The 16,816-nt window shown below is 67.7% G+C and carries 15 protein-coding genes; 6 read left to right on the forward strand and 9 right to left on the reverse strand.

The features are described 5' to 3' along the window. Nucleotides 1-703: 703 nt before the first annotated feature. Nucleotides 704-1,264, forward strand: a complete 561-nt coding sequence (locus ACFV6E_RS39980) for a sigma-70 family RNA polymerase sigma factor (RefSeq protein ID WP_385175085.1) — start codon at nucleotides 704-706, stop codon at nucleotides 1,262-1,264. Further along, nucleotides 1,261-1,980 (forward strand): anti-sigma factor, encoded by a 720-nt coding sequence (locus ACFV6E_RS39985; protein WP_385468492.1) that lies wholly within the window; start codon nucleotides 1,261-1,263, stop codon nucleotides 1,978-1,980. Before ACFV6E_RS39980 ends, ACFV6E_RS39985 begins: the two co-directional genes overlap by 4 nt. Before the next feature lie 105 nt (nucleotides 1,981-2,085). Here ACFV6E_RS39985 and ACFV6E_RS39990 read toward each other — a convergent pair whose 3' ends face one another. Then, the gene (locus ACFV6E_RS39990) at nucleotides 2,086-5,043 is read right to left on the reverse strand and encodes a BTAD domain-containing putative transcriptional regulator (RefSeq protein ID WP_385468495.1); all 2,958 of its coding nucleotides are present in this window, start codon (nucleotides 5,041-5,043) and stop codon (nucleotides 2,086-2,088) included. A gap of 578 nt (nucleotides 5,044-5,621) precedes the next feature. On the opposite strand from ACFV6E_RS39990, the gene ACFV6E_RS39995 reads away from it, so the two are divergent. From ACFV6E_RS39995 to ACFV6E_RS40005, 3 genes are all read left to right on the forward strand, one after another. Continuing rightward, on the forward strand, nucleotides 5,622-6,842 hold the full coding sequence (locus tag ACFV6E_RS39995; RefSeq protein WP_385468498.1) for an MFS transporter: 1,221 nt from the start codon (nucleotides 5,622-5,624) through the stop codon (nucleotides 6,840-6,842). A 378-nt stretch (nucleotides 6,843-7,220) separates the two neighbouring features. Further along, on the forward strand, nucleotides 7,221-7,373 hold the full coding sequence (locus tag ACFV6E_RS40000; RefSeq protein WP_385177664.1) for a hypothetical protein: 153 nt from the start codon (nucleotides 7,221-7,223) through the stop codon (nucleotides 7,371-7,373). Between the two features lie 283 nt (nucleotides 7,374-7,656). After that, entirely contained in the window at nucleotides 7,657-9,006 is a 1,350-nt protein-coding gene (locus ACFV6E_RS40005) for a helix-turn-helix domain-containing protein (RefSeq protein WP_385177662.1), read from the forward strand. Nucleotides 9,007-9,113: 107 nt separating this feature from the next. Here ACFV6E_RS40005 and ACFV6E_RS40010 read toward each other — a convergent pair whose 3' ends face one another. From ACFV6E_RS40010 to ACFV6E_RS40045, 8 genes are read right to left on the reverse strand one after another with little or no spacing between them, the layout of a single operon-like run. Continuing rightward, entirely contained in the window at nucleotides 9,114-10,190 is a 1,077-nt protein-coding gene (locus ACFV6E_RS40010) for a hypothetical protein (protein WP_385468501.1), read from the reverse strand. Next, nucleotides 10,187-11,125 carry a hypothetical protein gene (locus ACFV6E_RS40015; protein WP_385177658.1) on the reverse strand — a complete coding sequence of 313 codons (939 nt, stop codon included), beginning with the start codon at nucleotides 11,123-11,125 and terminating at the stop codon, nucleotides 10,187-10,189. Before ACFV6E_RS40015 ends, ACFV6E_RS40010 begins: the two co-directional genes overlap by 4 nt. Continuing rightward, nucleotides 11,122-12,270, reverse strand: coding sequence for an LD-carboxypeptidase (locus ACFV6E_RS40020; protein WP_385468503.1), 1,149 nt, complete (start codon nucleotides 12,268-12,270; stop codon nucleotides 11,122-11,124). The genes ACFV6E_RS40015 and ACFV6E_RS40020 overlap by 4 nt, the downstream gene beginning before the upstream one ends. After that, nucleotides 12,261-13,220, reverse strand: a complete 960-nt coding sequence (locus ACFV6E_RS40025; RefSeq protein ID WP_385468506.1) for an asparagine synthetase A — start codon at nucleotides 13,218-13,220, stop codon at nucleotides 12,261-12,263. Before ACFV6E_RS40025 ends, ACFV6E_RS40020 begins: the two co-directional genes overlap by 10 nt. A 56-nt stretch (nucleotides 13,221-13,276) precedes the next feature. After that, nucleotides 13,277-14,095, reverse strand: a complete 819-nt coding sequence (locus ACFV6E_RS40030; RefSeq protein ID WP_385468508.1) for a P-loop NTPase — start codon at nucleotides 14,093-14,095, stop codon at nucleotides 13,277-13,279. Further along, a complete protein-coding gene (locus tag ACFV6E_RS40035) occupies nucleotides 14,092-15,129 on the reverse strand; it encodes a phosphotransferase enzyme family protein (protein ID WP_385468511.1) in 1,038 nt (345 codons plus the stop codon). Before ACFV6E_RS40035 ends, ACFV6E_RS40030 begins: the two co-directional genes overlap by 4 nt. Beyond that, nucleotides 15,116-15,610, reverse strand: coding sequence for an NUDIX hydrolase (locus ACFV6E_RS40040; RefSeq protein WP_385468514.1), 495 nt, complete (start codon nucleotides 15,608-15,610; stop codon nucleotides 15,116-15,118). The genes ACFV6E_RS40035 and ACFV6E_RS40040 overlap by 14 nt, the downstream gene beginning before the upstream one ends. Further along, nucleotides 15,607-16,443 (reverse strand): class I SAM-dependent methyltransferase, encoded by an 837-nt coding sequence (locus ACFV6E_RS40045; RefSeq protein ID WP_385174303.1) that lies wholly within the window; start codon nucleotides 16,441-16,443, stop codon nucleotides 15,607-15,609. The genes ACFV6E_RS40040 and ACFV6E_RS40045 overlap by 4 nt, the downstream gene beginning before the upstream one ends. A gap of 171 nt (nucleotides 16,444-16,614) precedes the next feature. Here ACFV6E_RS40045 and ACFV6E_RS40050 point away from each other — a divergent pair, with 171 nt between their 5' ends. Further along, nucleotides 16,615-16,743 (forward strand): hypothetical protein, encoded by a 129-nt coding sequence (locus ACFV6E_RS40050; RefSeq protein WP_385174301.1) that lies wholly within the window; start codon nucleotides 16,615-16,617, stop codon nucleotides 16,741-16,743. The last annotated feature ends 73 nt before the right edge of the window (nucleotides 16,744-16,816 follow it).

A 16,816-nucleotide genomic window follows, 5' to 3' on the forward strand; every position in this document is an offset into this window, starting at 1 on the left:
GGCAGTGGCTGGACGGATCACTTGTCCAGCCACTGCCTGCGTCATGTGCGGCGCAACGCCGTGTTCGGGCCCGCGCCGGGCACGGCCGCCCAGGTCTGCCGGCCTCGTCCGGGTCAGGTCCCGGGCAGGACGTATATCAGCCGTCAACGGGACGTGAACGGACGTCGGTGACACTCGCTGTGACGAGGGGCCGTCCTCGTCGTGGGGATGGTCGGCCTTGTGTCCAGCCCCGAGGACGGGCAGAAAGGCAACAAGAACAGTGGTTCGGGACGTCGGGAAATCCGCGGGCACGGTTGAGCCCAGAAAAAACTGGGCACTCCGCAGCGAACGCGGCGGCACTTCCCCGGACAACGACGCGCGCCTGTGTGACGGAGACCGTCACCACATTGGTGTGCGAATCGTTCGGAAGCCCCTGCTTCGCCTGCGGCGAAAGGGGCCTTGGCGACAACCACCTCTTGTTCCTATGGCAACTCATGCGCCTATGGCAATGCACCGAAGTGCGTCATCGCGCCTCTAGCGGCCACCATGCCACTCGCCCTCGGGTGATCTTTGGCGACATCCGGTAGGGCGCATTTGGCGAGCGCTTTCGATCCGCCGATCGGGGGAATCGGCGTTCGGTGGCCAAACGCATGCGAATGAGACCCATGGTAATCCGCATTTCTGCCAAGTAGCGGGGATATTTAGCGGGGATGGAGTAAGAAAAATGGCGATTCTGCGGGTACGCGCCCCGAAAGCCACGAGTGATGAGGCGCTCATACGTGCCATCTATATCGAGCACGGCAAGGCTCTGCTCGCCTATGCGACGCGGCTGACCGGTGATCGCCTGGTTGCGGAGGATGTGGTCCAGGAGACGTTGATCCGCGCTTGGCGGCACCCTGAGATCGTGTCCAACCCACGTGGTTCGCTGAGAGGTTGGCTCATCACGATCACGCGTAACATCGTGTCTGATCACTATCGCGCGAAGGCTGCTCGGCCGCTGGAGGTCGGTGAGAGCGAGACGGTCGTCGCGGTGGAGGACGACCACGCGGACAACGTCGTGGACTCGATAGTGCTCATGGACGCGCTTGCCAGGCTCAAGGCCGACCACAGAGATGTCCTGATGGAAGTCTACTATCACGGGCGAACTGCCGCCGAAGCGGCCGTGCGGCTCGGCATACCGGAGGGTACGGTCAAGTCACGTGCCCACCATGGTCTGAAGGCCTTGCGTAAGGTGTACGCGGGTAAGCCTGGCGGTCCCGTCCAGCGTCGGAAGGTGACAGTGTGACTCCCCACGCGCATTCACATGACGAACTGCTCGGCGCTCACGCCCTGGGCCTTCTGGACCCGGAAGAGCAGTCGAGACTCGAGGAAGAGATTTCCGCATGTGAGGTATGCCAAGTGGAATTGGCTGATCTGAAATTGCTGGAAAGGGAACTCGGCGAGGTGCCACCTGAAGCCCTCCTCGAGGGCCCACCGGAAGACGCCGATCTGCTGCTGCAACGTACGCTGCGGCAGGTCCGAGAAGAACAGGCCACGGCGTGGCGACGCAAGGTGGTTGCGGTGAGCATCGCAGCGGCCGCGCTGGCCGGCGTGCTGTTCGCCGGCGGCTACCTGGCGGGGAACGGGAACCAGCAGAAGGTTCCGGAAGCGAGTAACTCTCAGGCGATTCCCCCTGCTTCAGGAGAGAGCGAGAGCTTCTCCGCGACAGATGGCGAGACGAAGGCGAACATGACCGTCAGCCTCACACCGGCTGCCGGCTGGGTACGCCTGAACGCGGCCGTCAAAGGATTGCGCCCCGGTGAGACGTGTCGGTTGGTGGTGATCTCCAAGTCGGGCGAGCGAGAGATCGCCGGCACTTGGGTCGTGGGACCGGACAAGGGCGGCGAAGGAAAGAGCGACGGTCAGGAGCTCTCCGGATCCGCAGCGGTGGCGCCGAATCAGGTCGACTCCGTTGTGGTGGAGAACTCTCAAGGGAAGCGTTATGTCGCGGTCGCGCTCTGACTGCGATCTTCCCGAGCACACGAGGTCCCAAGGCGCTCATGGCCGGTGTTTCCTGAGCATCTGATGCCGAAGCAGGTATGACAACTGGCTCGAAGAGCGGGGTGGTCATCGTGTCCGCTGCGGGGGCAAGAGGTTCGGGCGCGGGGCCGGGACGTGGGTGACGGAGTCGCCCGGATCGGCAAGCCGACACAGCCTGGTGCGGAGCGGCTCGGTGTCTGCGGCCCCGCCGGCGCCGAGCTGTTCCTTGATGTCCAGCGCCTCCACCCACGCGGTGCGGGCGGCATTCGGTTGCCCGAAGCTCAGGTGTGCGTCCCCGAGGCGCGTGAGGGCCTCAGCGATCATCCAGTGGAAGTCACCCCGCCTGGAGAAATCGACCGCGTTGCGATAAGCCTCTACGGCCTGCTCGTAGTGACCAAGGTGATGGTGGGCATAGCCGATGTTGCCCCAGGTTTCCGCGGCCCCGGTGCTGCAGTCGAGTTCCTGACACAGAGCCAGGGCTTGCCGGCAGTGATCGAGGGCCTGCTGGTGCTGCCCCAGCTGACTGTGGGACCAGCCGACCATGTTGAGCGCGACGGCTGTCGCCCTCAGGCCGCGGCTGTCGTCAGTGTCGTCAGTGTCGTCACGGTCATGGTCGGCGTACGTTCGATGGAGCGCGAGGTACTGCTGTGCCGCGGCGAGCGCGGTTTCCGGATCTCCTTGCTGCTCTGCCACCCGGGACAGGGTGCGGTAACACTCGGCGCGGGCTCGCATGTCGTCCACTTCCGTGAACAGTTCGATGGCACGCTCGGCGTGGACTCGTGCCTCGTCGCCGCGGTCGCGAGCCGCCGTGACGACGCTGAGGCCATGGTGAATATGGGCTTGGGCCGTCAGATCGCCCAGTCGGCGGGCTGCGACCATGGCGGTATGGTGCACGGCTTCGTGTTCCTGCCAAAGACCACGCCAGTGCAGGTGGTTGGCCATGGCCCAGGCCAGCTGCCAGGTGTGGCCGTCGTAGTGGTGGGCGGCGGCCTGTTCGACAGCTGCGAGCAGTACCGCTTGCTCGGCGGTGAACCAGGCTGCCGCCTTGTCGGTGTCCGCGCCGAACGTCTCAACGCGTACGCCTTCGGCCGCGGGCGCCATGGTGATGAGCGCCCGTTCACCGGTCAGAGTGAGTGCTTCGCGCGCGCTGTGGAGGTAGTGGTCGAGTATGCGCCGGCGGGCGGCCTGCACTTCGTGGGGTGGGTCGAGGGTGTGGGTGAGTTCGGTGGCGTAGGTGCGCAGGAGGTCGTGGGAGGTGTAGCGGCCGGGGACGTGCTCCTCCAGGAGATGGACCTGGACGAGTTCGGTGAGCAGTTGGCGGGTGCGGGGGAGAGGGAGGGCCACGAGGCCGGCGGCGGCAGGCAGGGTGATGTCGGGCCCGGGGTGCAGAGCGAGGAACCGGAAGAGGCGAGCCGCGTCGGGGGCGAGCGCCTGGTACGACCAGGAGAAGACCGCACGTATGTCGGCCGCGGTGTCGCCGTCGTGAAAGGCGTCCAGACCGTCGGCACTTTCACGCAGCTCGGCAGCGATCGCTGCCAGGGACAGGGCGGGGCGAGTGGCGGCGCGGGCGGCGGCGACGGCCAGGGCCAGTGGCAGTCGGGCGCACCGGGAGATGATCTCCTCGACCGCCTGCGGTTCAGCCTCGATCCGGCCAGTCGTCAGACGCCGGGCAAGCAGTTCACGGGCTTCCGGCACGGACAGCACATCGAGGTCCACAGGGTGGGCGCCGTCCACCGCGACCAGTCCGGGAAGCCGGCTGCGGCTGGTGACAATGGCCAGACAACCCGGAGCCCCGGGCAGTAGGGGCCGTACTTGAGCGGCGTCGCGGGCGTTGTCCAGGAGCAGCAGCATGCGCTTGCCGGCGAGCAGCGTACGGAACCGGGCGGCGAGTGAGTCGATGTTCTGCGGCAGTCTGTGCGCATCGGCACCCAGCGACTCCAGCACGGTACGCAGGGCGTGTTGCGGCGATACCGGCGGACCGGCGGGGTCGAATCCGCGCAGATTCACGTACAGCTGGCCATCGGGGAACCGGTCGGCGACCTGGCGTGCCCAGTGCACGGCGAAAGCGGTCTTGCCCACACCGGCCGTGCCCGAGATGGCACTGACCACCACCGTCCCGCCGGAGGTCGACTCGTGCAGCTCGGCCAGTTCGGCATCTCGCCCCACGAACACCGGTAAGCCGGGCGGTAGTTGAGCCGGAACGGGGGAAGCCCCAGCAGATACGGGGTTTCGGGAAGAAGGCACGGAGACCTGGGCGGGCGCGGTCGTGGCCGGGGAGGTGGTGAGTCTGGTGTCGGCCCGAAGGATGCGCTGGTACATCGTCTGCAGTGCCGGACCGGGATCGACCCCGAGCTCGTTCGCCAGCAGGGTTCGTGCCTCGCGGTACGTGTCGAGAGCTGCGGCCTGCCGCCCCGACCGGTAGAGGGCGAGCATCAGCAGTTCCCGGAACCGTTCGTCCAGCGGGTGTTCGGCGACCAGCCGGACCAGCTCCGCGGCCGCTTCCGAGTGGTCGCCGAGACTGAGCTCGGCGGCGATGCGATCTGCCTGCGCGGACAGACGCAAAGCCTCGAGCCGCTGCCGCTGGGCCTGTGCGTAGTCGCCTCTCACGCCTGCCAGCGCGGTCCCGCGCCATAGACTCAACGCTTCTTGCAGGAACCCCGCCACACCCTTGTCGTCCCCCGCGCACCGCGCCTGTTCCGCCTGGGCCAACAGCTCCCTGAAGGAACTCAGATCCAGCTCTTGCGGCGAGATACGGAGCTGATAGCCGTCCGCGGTCGAGCGGATCACCGAGGCCGCCGTGTCCCCGGCAGGCTCCAGTGCTTTCCTTAACCGGTGTATATAGGTACGGAGAACACCGAACGCGGATGCCGGCGCTTCACATCCCCACACCGCTTTGACCAGTTCGCTCGAGACCACCTGCGAACCTTCCGCCAGCAGCAGCGCGGCCAGTACCAGACGCTGCTGCGGTGGCCCGAGGTCGATCTCGGCGGAACTCCGCCATGCCCTGACCGGCCCCAGCACCGCGAACCGGAACTGCTCGTCCAACCTGTTCCCTTCCCCGGAAGATCCGTATCCGTAGCAGACAGGACCGGGTTCCCGGACCGACCGCGCGTGACAGTTGCGAGTTTACGAGTTGGGCGTGGTCGTCACCCGGGGCGCTTCCTCGGCTGCGGGTGGCGGGGAGCACGCCGATGGGGGACACGCCGGCCGCCGTGGTCACCGTGATGACTGGGCCGTGCCCAGTGTGCGCACCCGGGAGCAAGGTCACGTTTGTGTATCGACGGCTGAGTTCTAGAACTGGTTCGTGCATCGACGCGTATCTGGAGTGTCGACGTTTCGACGAACATGATGGAGAGGGGGGTTGGAAATGGCCAAGGCGGACTGGTGAAGATGAAGGCCCGGCGTGCGCAGTTCCCGAAACGCGATGGAGAGGGAGGTTAGAAATGTCTATGCCGGACTGGTGAAAGTGACGGCCCGGCGTGCGCAGCTCCCGAACTCCATCGCGCACGCCGGGCCTTTCTGCGAGCCTTCCTTTTGGCGTGCGAGACTTCCCTTTTGGCGTGAACGTGAGGCTCCTCTGTGTGTGATGACCCGGAAGCCTGCGGGATTGAAGAGGATTGACCATGATGTCCCAAAGCGGTACAGCGGCTTCCCGGTCCCTTTTCTCGTTGGCGGAGTTCCGCGCGACATGGCTGGCTGAACTGATTTCCTACTTCGGGGATCAGTTGGCGCGGGTCGCACTGGCCATCTTGGTGTTCGACCGCACGAACTCGGCGGCCCTGACCGGGATGACGTACGCGCTGACCTACGTACCCAGCGTCGTTGGGGCTCTGACACTCTCACACATAGCGGACAAGCGCCCTCGTCGCGGTGTCATCATGCTGATGGACGGCTCCCGTGCGGCGGTTGTCGGAGTGATGACGATTCCAGGTGTTCCACTTCCGTACCTGTGCCTGCTCGTCTCAGGCATGTCTTTCCTGGGGGGCCCTTACAAGGCCGCGCAGCTCGCGCTGCTGCGAGAAATCCTGACCGCTGAACAGTATCCGGTGGGAATGTCCATCCGGCAGGTCACCACTCAGGCTGCCCAGATCGGCGGCTTCGCATGCGGTGGACTGATCTCCGCAGCGCTTACCCCGCAAGTCTGCCTCGCCTTCAATTCCGCCACTTTCGCCGCCTCGTTCACGCTCTATCTGTATGGGGTCAAGTCACGGCCCGCTCCCGACTCCAAGGGCGAGTCCGGATCGATCCTCAACGGCATGAACGTTCTGTGGAGAGAGCCGCGCCGGCGCGCTATTTTCCTGACAACGTTGCTCGGATTCTTCTACGTTGCTCCGGAAGCTGTTGCGGCGCCGTACGTCAGTTCACTCGGATACGAGAAGGTTTGGGTAGGCGTCCTCCTGGCCAGCACCGGCGTTGGGGCAGTGATTGGATTGTGGGCGTTTCTCCGATTCGTTCCGGTGCGACGTCATGCCGTTTACTTGCCTGTCGTGTGCTTCACCACCGGTATTCCGTTGATCGCAGTGTCACTGCCGGTGGGCGGGATTTACCTGGCAATGTTCTCGGTTGCTCTCAGTAATGCGCTTTGGTGTATACAGGTGGTGATCTCTGTATCCGCCTTGGCGGAACTGCTGCCTGAGCACAAGCGGGCCCAAGGTATGGGAATAGCCTCTGCCATGAACCTCACCTCGCAGGGCTTCGGAACGGGCGCCGCAGGGATCCTCTCGCAACTGCACAGCCCGGTCTTCGCGTTGGCGTTCATGGGCGCCGCATCAGTGCTTGCCGCTCTATGGCCCGGCTTGCTCTGGATCAGGGCTCAAGAGCCGGCCCCGCAGCCTGTTGCGTGAGCATCGCCGCGGCGACACCGGCGGCCCCGCGCCTTGGTCTGCACGGATTCAGCCGAGCCGACCCGGCACGGGTTGCGTAGACGTCATAGGAACGGTTGTAGCCATCGGTCCGGAGACTCCTTCGAACAAGCCCGTGCAGCTGTGGTCCGGGGTCACGACGTCGTGTTCGCCTTGGTGGGGTCGGTGCGTATTGTCCGCTGCCGTCCGGGTCGTCATCGAGGCCCGGCGTGCCGCCTTTCAACTTGTCCCACCGCAGACAAACAATAAGTGAACCATTGGTTTTACGGTCCGACTGCTTCACAGCGTGACGGTCGTGATCGTGACTCAAGAGAGGTTTCTGCTATGTCGAAGATTGTGACCTATTTAGCGCTTTCCCTGATGTGTGGGGTCTTCGGCTTCGCCGCTGTCTGGGAGATACCGGCGGGCAGCAGCGAGTCCGTATGGTCGGCGGGCAGCAGCGAGCCCGTCTGGTCGGCGAGCGCCGATCCGGACGGGTTCGGCTACGACAAGGACCTCCCTCTGTGCTGCTGATACCTGGCGCAGACCGAGGCCGAACCGGCTGAGGCGGTAACCGTTCACGGGCCTTCGTGCTGCACCCACGGGGCGGGCCGGGGTCCGTGGCGGAGTCCGCTTGACGGGCAGTCACCGGGCGAGTGGCAGATCCGGGTGCTTTCACCGTGGCATCGTGGTTGATGCCCGATTCTCAACAGCCAAGTCATGAGAACTTGACTGTAAGGTACCGAATTAGTCATTCCGGCGGCATCCTGGTGGGGGTGACATGTCCTAGACTGCTTGTATTTCGAGGGAGGGCCGCATGCCGACAGCCGATTCAGTGGGTTCCCGTATCCGTCGTCTCCGCCGTGAGGCGGGACTGTCACAGGACGCGCTCGCGCACCCCAAGCTGTCGGCCAGCTACATCTCGCTCCTCGAGGCGGGCAAACGCGTCCCTTCGGAGGAGGTGCTCCGCCAGCTTGCCGAGCGGCTCGGCTCCACCGTCGAGTACCTGCGAGGCAGCGCCGCCGAGCCCGACGCCGATGCCATCGAGGTCGAGGTCCGGTACGCCGAACTCGCCCTGCGCAACGGTGACGCCGCAGCCGCTCTTCAGGACTTCGAGCGGCTGCACGCGCGGCTCGCACCCGACGAGAACCGGTTCCTGTGGCTGTCGGCCACACTGGGCGCGGCGCGCTGCCTGGAGCATCTGGGCAAACTCGAAGAAGCGGTGGGCCGGTTGGAAGAGTTGCGGACCCGGACCGCGGGATGGGAGCTGGAACTTGATCAGCGGCTGACGATGGTGATGTCGCTGAGCCGCTGTTACCGCGAACTCGGCGACCTCACCCATGCCATCGAGGTGGCTGAGAACACGATCGCGGAGGTCGAGGACCTCGGTCTGCCACCCACCACCGCCTCCGTGGAACTGCTCTCCACCCTGATCGGCATCTACACCGAGCGGGGCGATCTCCACCGCGCGGGCTACCTCGCTTCCCGAGCGGTCGACCAAGCCGGGCTGATCAGCGACCGCAAGGCACTGGGCGCCGCGTACTGGAACGCGAGTGTGGTGCTGCACCGGCAGGGCCGGTCGAGCGAGGCGCTGTCGTTGATCACCAAGGCGGTGGCGATCTACGCGGAAGGCGACGACGAGCGCGCGCTGGCCCGTATTCGCAACGCCTACGCGTACGTCCTGCTCCAATCCGATCCCGACACCCAGGCGACCGAGACCGCCAAGACACTGCTCGAGGAAAGCGTGAGTGTGCTGACCGCGCTCGGCAGCAGCATCGACATCGCCTACGCCGAGACCGCCCTCGCCCGCGCGGAGGTCATGCTCGACGACCCCCACGGCGCCATACATCACGCCCAGCGGGCGCTGGCGGCTCTGGGCCCCGAACACCGTCTGGAAAGTGCTCGCGCGCACCTGGTACTGGGGGCCGCCCTCCTCAAGCAGGGGGATCGCGAAGGAGCCCAGGCCGAGTGCGAACGAGGTGCACTCCTGCTGGAGGCGTCCGAGGCCGGACGCCAGGCGGCGTTCGCCTGGTCGGAACTGGCAGAGATCATGGAACAGAGCGGAGAGGGCGAACGTGCCGTGTGGGCCTACCGGCAGAGCATGCGTCTGATGGGACATCACAGCGGTATGACGGCCGCTCTGAGTCGCCCGTCGAAGCGCCCCTGACCGCGATCGGCGCCGTCCTTGCGGCCGACACACACCTCGCGCCCGCACCTGCCGGAGCCGCTGACCGTCCGCGACGCACCCGAGCCGGGCCAGGCTCGTCCCACGTCTCAGTCGAGAACGGCGGCGACGAGTGCAGAAGTGGCGGCGGGCAGATGCCGCATGTGCTGAGTGAGCCGGTAGCAAGGGACGGACCGTAGCAGCTCCTTCGTGATGACCGCCCGACGGTGGGCCTGGGTGGCGGGGTACCAGGGGGCGAGGAACGGGTCGTACTTCAGTGCCGCCTCCTCGGTGTTCTCGGCCAGCAGACGGCCGGCCTCCTCGTGGGACAGCCGCCGTACGTCCGGCCGTGCGGCGGTGTCGAGGAACGCGGGGAACACCACCGCGTGCAAGCGCCCGGACGCGACCAGGCGCCGGCCGGTCGCGTCGGCCAGTTCGCGGCAGCGGACCCAGGTTCGGGACGGAGCCGTCATGCCGGACCCGTAGGAGATCTGAGGTTCCGTCGTGTGGTGCGTGCCTGGGAACGCGTTGGCCGGATGGCCGGCCTCTTTCAGCAGCCCGTACAGTTCCGGACGCTCGGCGGCCAGCGCGAGGAGGGAGTCGGTCCGGACGTTGATGCTCCGGGGGAATCCCAGCCCACGCAACTCGCCCCGTCCGCCACTGCCGGTGACCACCAGGTCGTCGTTGGACACGAAGTCGGCCCCGCCGTGGAGCAACGCGCTGATGATGCTCGACGTCTTCCCCGACCGCTTGCGGCCGACGAACGCGATCCCGCGACCGTCGATGTCCACCATCCCGCCGTGCAGGAACAGCTCGCCGTCGGCGAAGTGCTCCCAGCGCAGCAGATTGCGGACGCACCGCAGCAACTGCTGCGTGCGCCACTCCGACGGGCCGCCGCAGAGCGCGACGGTCCGCTCGGCGGGCTGAACCCACAGCACCCGATCGGGCTCGTAGCGAGATCCGTAGGCGACGCGTTGCCAGTCCGCGCCCGCCGGAGGAGTGCTCAGGTCGAGTACCCGCGGGCGCGGCCGGGGGGTGCCCCGGTCGTCCGCCGGCTGCATCGTCCCGAATGGTTCCAGCAGGGCTACGAGTGCGGTGGCCGTGCCCTCGTCGCACGTCACCTCCACCTGGCGACCCCCTGCGGAGGTGACGGTGTAGGTGCGCAGGGCTGCGGAGGCGATAGTCATGAGCAGACGCCTTTCTCCTTCGAGGAGGGAAGCCGCACCGCGGCCAGATGCCGGTCCAGCAGTTCGACCAAGGGAGTGGTGCGGCCCCAAGGGGTGACCGAATCCAGTGGTCCGGGGGTGAAGCGTTCGGCGTACGCGAGGATCACGTAGGCGTGGAACGCCGCGTAGAGGTGGAGCAGCCAGCGAGGGGCGCCGCTGCGGTGGAACAGCACCTCTTCACCGTCCGTGTCCGCCCAGTGAATGAGTGCTTGCCCGTAGGCGGCGGTGGGATCACCGCCCCACAGGACGGGCAGGTTCACGTTCACCAGCCCGTCCGGGCCGACGACGAAATTGCGGCTGTTGATGTCCGCGGCCACCAGCCGGGGCCGCGGCGCGGCGGCATCCAGCAGTGGCGCGGCTTCGGCCAGCAAGGTGTCCAGGGCGTAGTGGTGTGCCGAAGCCAGGACAGGGGCCTTGAGCCGCTGTTCCTCGGAGTAGTCCAGGAGGAAGGACGACCACGTCCGCCATGGGGCACACAGAGCGCCGGAGAGCTTGCCGAAACCGGACACCTCGATGGCACCGACGTCCCGGAGCAACTCGCAGAGCTGCTCCGTCCAGGGCGCGACGGTCCGCTCTGTACCGAGCACGTCGGCGAGCGGGGAGCCCTCGGCGTACTCCGCGAGAACGTAGTGTGTGCCGTCGGTATTGCGCCGCACGTCCAGCACCGGCCGAGCGCGACGGCTGCCACGCTCCCGCAGGAGCCGGCCGACGGTACGTTCGGTGACGGGCATGCTGGAGGGGTCGAGCAGGTGCTTCGCGATGAAGGAACGCCCGGTGGCATCCTCGATCCGCCACACGCGGCTGTTGGAGACGGACAGCAGAACGGCTCCGCCGGAACTGCCGGGTCCCAGCCGCTCCTCGATCCAGTCGGCCATACCGGCCGGCCAGGTCGTCAACGTTCCTCCTGGGAGGAAGTTCCGGCACGGGTGGCGAGCGGAGCCCTCACCGCGGCAGCCCGGCGGGCGGCGGTCGGCGCCAGGAGGAGCCGCGGGCGCCCGCGTCCGGGCACGGGCGCGTCCACCGTCATGAGGCCGCCGATCGGCAGTGTCAGCACCGGATCCGTGTGGCCGAACTCGCAGTCGGCGATCACGGGGCCAGAGCAGCGCCGCACCAGTGGCCGCAGAAGCCGCCGGCTCAGTCCGGGCTCCCAGGTGCGGCGGTGGTCCTGGGCGAAGCGGCCCACGACGAGCGCGGCCGCGCCGTCGAGCAGACCACTGTCGGCAAGGACGGTGACCGACTGGCCCAGTTCTTCGGCGGAGACGGTGTCGGACTCCTCCAGACAGACCACGTGTCCGTCCCACCGGACACCTGTGTGCAGCCCGGCCCGTAGGTCGTCGGCGAGGACGGTGATGTTCGCGGCCACCAACGGGCCGGTGACGTGCCCGGGACGCCACACCACGCGGGCGGCACTGCCGCTCACCGTCCGAGGCCGGTCGTCCTGCGCGTCCCAGAGCAGCGTCTCGACCACGACGTCGTCGTGCGAGGGGAGGACGCCGCCCGCCGGGTCCGCGCCGGACAGCCGGTCCCACAGGCCGTGCCAGGTGAACTCCGCACCGCCCCCGTACTCCCCGAACTGAGGAAGGGCCGCGGGGCCGTAGTAGGTCGTCCAGCCCGGGCCGTGGTAGAGCCAGAGCAGCAGCGATGTGGTGTCGCTGTAGCCCACCACCGCGGTCGGCGACGCGGCCAGAACCGAGGCGTCCAGGTACGGCAGTATGTCGCGGGCGCCCTCGCCTCCCACCGCGGAGATCACCGCGCGTACGTCCGGATCCAGCACCGCGGCGGTGAAGGCCGCCGCGCGCACGTCGGCGGGTCCGGCCGTACGACCGGTGGCCAGCTGGGTGGTCGGATCGATCCGCACCCGCAGGCCCCGTCGCGTCAGGTCGTCGGCCGCGCGGCGCAGCCGGCGCGGGCAGTGCGCCGCCAGTGGGCCGGACAGCGAGAGGAAGGCGACCTGGTCGCCGCGGCGCAGCGGTGGCACGAGCCGGATCTCCGGCTCGTGCGGCAGGGCGCCGCGGGGGAGCGGGCGTGATGTCACATCCATGTGGGCTCACCTTTGAGGCGGGGCATGAGATGCATGTCGCGGATGTCGTGGTGGCGCAGCAGCCAGGCCAGGAAGCGTTCGAGGCCGAGGCCGAACCCGGCAGTGCGCAGCGGCGCCCGGTCCTTCATCCGCAGGTACCACTCGTACTGCGCCGGATCCACGTCGTGCTCGTGGAGGGCCTGCTCGGTCGCCTCACGGGTGGTGTGCCGCTCACCGCAGCCCGCCACTTCGCCCAGGCCGAGCAGCAGGTCCGCGCAGCGAGCCGTGCCGTCCGCGCCGGTGGCCTGGTAGAAGGGCACCGTCTGCCGGGGCATCCGACTCAGCCACACCACACCACCGAACCTCTCGATGAGGTGTTGTTCACCGGCCCTGGTGATGGTCGGTGCCCCGGCGCCGCGGTCCTCCAGGCCGTCCGGTCCCACCAGGGTGCACGCCTCTTCGAAGGTCACCTCCGGGAAACGGTCGCGCCCCGCGAGATCGGTGACGTGGTCGAGGCCGCCGGCCACCGAACGGATCTTCTCGGCCATCGGCGACGCGACGAGCCGCGCGCACAGCGTGGTGACGTAGCCCTCGACCAACCGCATGACGTCGTCCAGTCCGCCCGGCACCTCGGCCTCGGAGTGGAAGAACTGGTTGAGGTGGCTGCTGTCGGGGTCCTCGCCGCGGAATGTCGGCATGATGTAGTAGGCGCCCGACAGACCCATCCGCAGCATGAACTCCAACTGGAACTGCATGGAGTCGGCCAGATAGGTGGGCTGACCGAACAGGTCGACCCGCACCGGCAGGCTGTCACTGCCCAACCCCATGGGACTGGAGACGGAGTTGACGGTGATGGGCATCAGGACGGGGGCGACGCCCCGCTCACGGTAGAAGTCGTTGGTGGCGTGGACGAGCTCGGCGTTGAGCCGTGCGATCAGCCGGAACCACGGGCTCCGTAGCGTGGCGTCCAAGTCGTTCCTCGCGGCGCCCGGACCTCCTGCGCGAGGAAGCGGTTCGGTTACGGTGCTCATGAGGTTCTGCCTTCCTGAAGGGGAGGGAGGATCGGGCGGGCGGGATCGTCGCCTCGCAGCAGATCGGCCAACGAGGCGAACGCCTTGTCCGCGGCGGAGGCCGGGTCCGCGCCGCCGAGGGCGGAGGGCACTCCGCGATCGGCGGCGGAGGCGATCTCGGGCAGCAGCGGCAGCTCGACCAGCCGGGCACCCGGGTAGCCGGTTTCGGCGAGCAGCGCCTCGGTCAGGCCGGCGTTGGGAAAGAGCTCCGTGCGTTCGCCGCAGCAGGGGCAGGAGTAGTGGGCCATGTTCTGCACGACCGCCGGTATGTCGATGCCGAGCCGGGCCAGCATGGTGACGCACCTGCGGGTGTCCTCCAGCGCCATCCGCTGCGGTGTGGTCACCACGACCGCGGCGCTGATGTCCAGCAGGTCGGCGAGGGCCATGTGGACCTCCCCGGTGCCCGGCGGGGTGTCGATGACCAGTGTGGACACATCCCCCCAGTCCACGTCGCGCGCCAGCTGGCGAAGTGCGCCGCGCAGCAGCGGGCCCTTCCAGGCGAGGGCGCGGGACGCGTCGGCCAGCAGCCCCGTGGACATCAGCCGAACCCCTGCTCGCACGACGGGACTGATGCGGCCATTGCGTACGAGAGGGCGTTCGCGGGTTCCGAACAGGACGGGCAGGCTGGGGCCCTGGAAGTCGGCGTCCAGCAAACCGGTGCGGACACCGGCGGCTGCCAGGGACATCGCGATGTGGGCGGCCACTGTCGACTTGCCGACGCCGCCTTTCCCGCCGCACACCATGAGGATGCGCACGCCGGGCAGTAAGCGGTTCATCGTTCCTCCCCGGTCCGTGGTCCGCGGGTCAGCTGACGGAAGATGTCCACGTGGCGGTCGAGGCAGTCGAGGGTGAAGTCGCCGCGCAGGAGCCCGAGACAGGTCAGTTCGATCCAGACGGCTCCGAGGGCCGGCGGCAGGCACGCACGTTCGGTCGGAGTCAGCGGCCAGACCTCCTCGTAGTGCGTGAGGAAGGCGTCGACGGCGGACCGATCGACCGTACGGGCCTGGTCGAAGGCGAAGTTGGTGGTGTCGTCGGCGTACCGCACGACGCAGAACGTCAGCAGTGCCTCGGCGACGTCATGCAGCCGGGACGCGACGTCGCAGTTGTCGAAGTCGACGACCGCGGCGACCTGTTGGTCCTCGGTGAACAGCAGGTTCCAGGGGTTGAAGTCTCCGTGCACCGCGGTCACCGGCAGGGCGTCGAAGCCGGCGGACCGGGCTTGCCGCTCGGCCGGGGCGAGCAGTTCCTCCAGGACCGACGCCGCCCCCGCAGCGGCGGGGACCACGGAGCGCAGCAGTCCGATGTGATCGGCGGCGAGGGTGAACACGTCCTCAGCCGGCGCGCCGTCGACCATGACCGCGGCTCGGTGCAACTGGGCGAGCGTCCTGGCGGCGAAGGCGTCCTGGCCGGGAGTTTTGCGGTAGCGAAGTCCCTCCACACAGTCGAAGAGGACGAAACTCTCTCCGCCGAAGGAAGTCCACAGGCGGTTGTCCCGGGTGGGCCGCAGGCGCGCCACCGGCACTCCGGCCCGGCGCAGTCCTTCCTGGATGCGGGTGGACACCGCGATCTGTTCCGGGCTGTCGCAGTACCAGGGGATCTGCTTGAGGAAGTAGCGCTCTCCTGCGGCCTCCACCATGGCCTTCTTGCTCGTGTCCGAGCGTACTTCCAGCAGGGAGCAGCGGTCGCCGTCGAGGAGGACGGGCAGGAAGCAGTCGGCCTCGGGGAGCGCGTAGCGCTCGGCCACCAGGCCGAGTACGCGGTCGTCGAGATTCAGCAGGTCCCTGAACAGAGGTTTCTCACGCACGGGCATGGCCGGCATCCCCCGTCTTTGTCGTCGGGACGACCGTCGGGTGACTCCGTCGCACGGTTTCGGCCCGGGCCACGTACTCCTTGGTCCACGAGGGGGCGTCGGAGAGCGCGACCTGCCCGGCCGTCAGCCAGGTGATCGCCGCGACCTCCGCGGAATCCTGGACGGCGGGGCGGCCCTCGGGGCACGGAGCGCAGAAGACGACGTCGACCACGCTGGTGCCGTCCTCGAGCGTGAAGCGGGTGCTGGCCACGTAGGTGAAGTCGCACTCCGCCTTGAGGCCGGTCTCTTCGGCGATCTCGCGCCGCAGGGCGTCTTCCAGAACGGAGCCGGCCGCGTCGTCGTGTTCCACCTTTCCGCCGACCAGTGCCAACTGGTCGGCCGCATGGCGTTCGCCGCTGCCTCGGCGGATCAGCAGCCAGTGCTCGCCACGCCACAGGGCCACCTCGACGTTGCAGATGTGCAGCGGTGCGGGGGCGCTCATGCGGGCTCCCGGCGGCCGGCGACGTAGATGTTGTTGCCGCGGGCCGCGAGGTCCGGTTGCGTCAGGAGCAGTTCTTCGATGGCGAGGACATCGGCGAAGACCGCGGGGTCGCCCAGGAGTTGGACGACGCCGGGGCTCGATCCCGCCAGTTGTGTCTCCTGCGCGGAGGGATAGACCGCACTGGGGAACCCTGTGATCAGCTCCGCCCGGCAGCCGGCCGCGGCGTAGAGGTCGACCAACTCGTCCGGGCCGAACAGCCGCAGCGGCGGCATGTCGTCGGTGAAGGTGGCTGTTCCGGTGGTGGCGGCCTGCCGCGCGTCGTCCAGGCGGCCGGTCGAGAGGTTGAAGTAGACGGCGTGGTAGCGGTTCGGAGCCAGGGTGATCAGGGTGCCCTGCTCGGAGAGCAGGCCGGTCAGGGAGCGCAGGACTGCACCTGGCTCGGGCACGAAGCCGATGACGTTGTGGAAGTTCCACACGACGTCGAAGCGCATCTCCCGGACGTCCGGCGGGAGATCGCCGAGGTCGCCTTGGACCAGCAGCATCCGGTCGGCGCGGTCTCCGGTGCGCTTGGCCGCGGCCACCGCGAGCATGTCGGGGGACAGGTCCACCAGGACGCCTCGGGCATGGGGATAGGCGTCCAGTACGCGCTGGGTCCATCGGCCTGTGCCGCCGCCGGCGTCGAGGAACGTGAAGTCCGGCCGCAGCTTGTCCAGGCAGGTGGTGGTCAGCGTCTTCCACAGAAGCTCGTCGGAGAGCCGCCAGTAGACCTGTTGGTCCACCTCGTCGTAGCGGCCGGCCTTGTTCCGGAAGTAGGAAAGGATGTCGGCGGGCAAGTGCTTTCTCCGTCTCGTGTGTCGCTCTGGTTGAAGTCAAATGTGACTCCGAAAACGAGTGGAGTCAAGCAGTCATAATCTTCATGACTAACAATATTGACTGGCAGTCATGAACTGGCTAGCCTTCTTCTCGTTGCGGGGCGCGGCGGGCTCGAACGCCGATGCCTCTCGATGAAGGTGCAGTTCAGTGCCGACTTCATGCTCGGCACCCACAGGGGAAGGAGGTCAGCCATGACTCGCAACCACGCCACCGGCCTGCGTCCGCGCATCAACAAGATCGTCGTGAAGAAGGCCGCCTGAGGCCGGCCGCGATGAGGAGACGCGCCGGGTCGGCCGACCCGGCGCGTCCACCTGCCACGTCCGGTCGAGTCAT

It is taken from the genome of Streptomyces sp. NPDC059785 (genome assembly GCF_042732375.1).
In the GTDB taxonomy this organism is placed as follows: domain Bacteria; phylum Actinomycetota; class Actinomycetes; order Streptomycetales; family Streptomycetaceae; genus Streptomyces.

Bases quoted from the DNA above. Each gene is read 5' to 3' on its own strand.
- ACFV6E_RS40010 (WP_385468501.1), bottom strand. From the start codon at position 10,190: ATGACTATCGCCTCCGCAGCCCTGCGCACCTACACCGTCACCTCCGCA.
- ACFV6E_RS40050 (WP_385174301.1), top strand. From the start codon at position 16,615: ATGAAGGTGCAGTTCAGTGCCGACTTCATGCTCGGCACCCACAGGGGA.
- ACFV6E_RS40020 (WP_385468503.1), bottom strand. From the start codon at position 12,270: ATGGATGTGACATCACGCCCGCTCCCCCGCGGCGCCCTGCCGCACGAG.
- ACFV6E_RS40040 (WP_385468514.1), bottom strand. From the start codon at position 15,610: ATGAGCGCCCCCGCACCGCTGCACATCTGCAACGTCGAGGTGGCCCTG.
- ACFV6E_RS40030 (WP_385468508.1), bottom strand. From the start codon at position 14,095: ATGAACCGCTTACTGCCCGGCGTGCGCATCCTCATGGTGTGCGGCGGG.
- ACFV6E_RS40035 (WP_385468511.1), bottom strand. From the start codon at position 15,129: ATGCCCGTGCGTGAGAAACCTCTGTTCAGGGACCTGCTGAATCTCGAC.
- ACFV6E_RS40000 (WP_385177664.1), top strand. From the start codon at position 7,221: ATGTGTGGGGTCTTCGGCTTCGCCGCTGTCTGGGAGATACCGGCGGGC.
- ACFV6E_RS39995 (WP_385468498.1), top strand. From the start codon at position 5,622: ATGATGTCCCAAAGCGGTACAGCGGCTTCCCGGTCCCTTTTCTCGTTG.
- ACFV6E_RS40005 (WP_385177662.1), top strand. From the start codon at position 7,657: ATGCCGACAGCCGATTCAGTGGGTTCCCGTATCCGTCGTCTCCGCCGT.
- ACFV6E_RS39980 (WP_385175085.1), top strand. From the start codon at position 704: ATGGCGATTCTGCGGGTACGCGCCCCGAAAGCCACGAGTGATGAGGCG.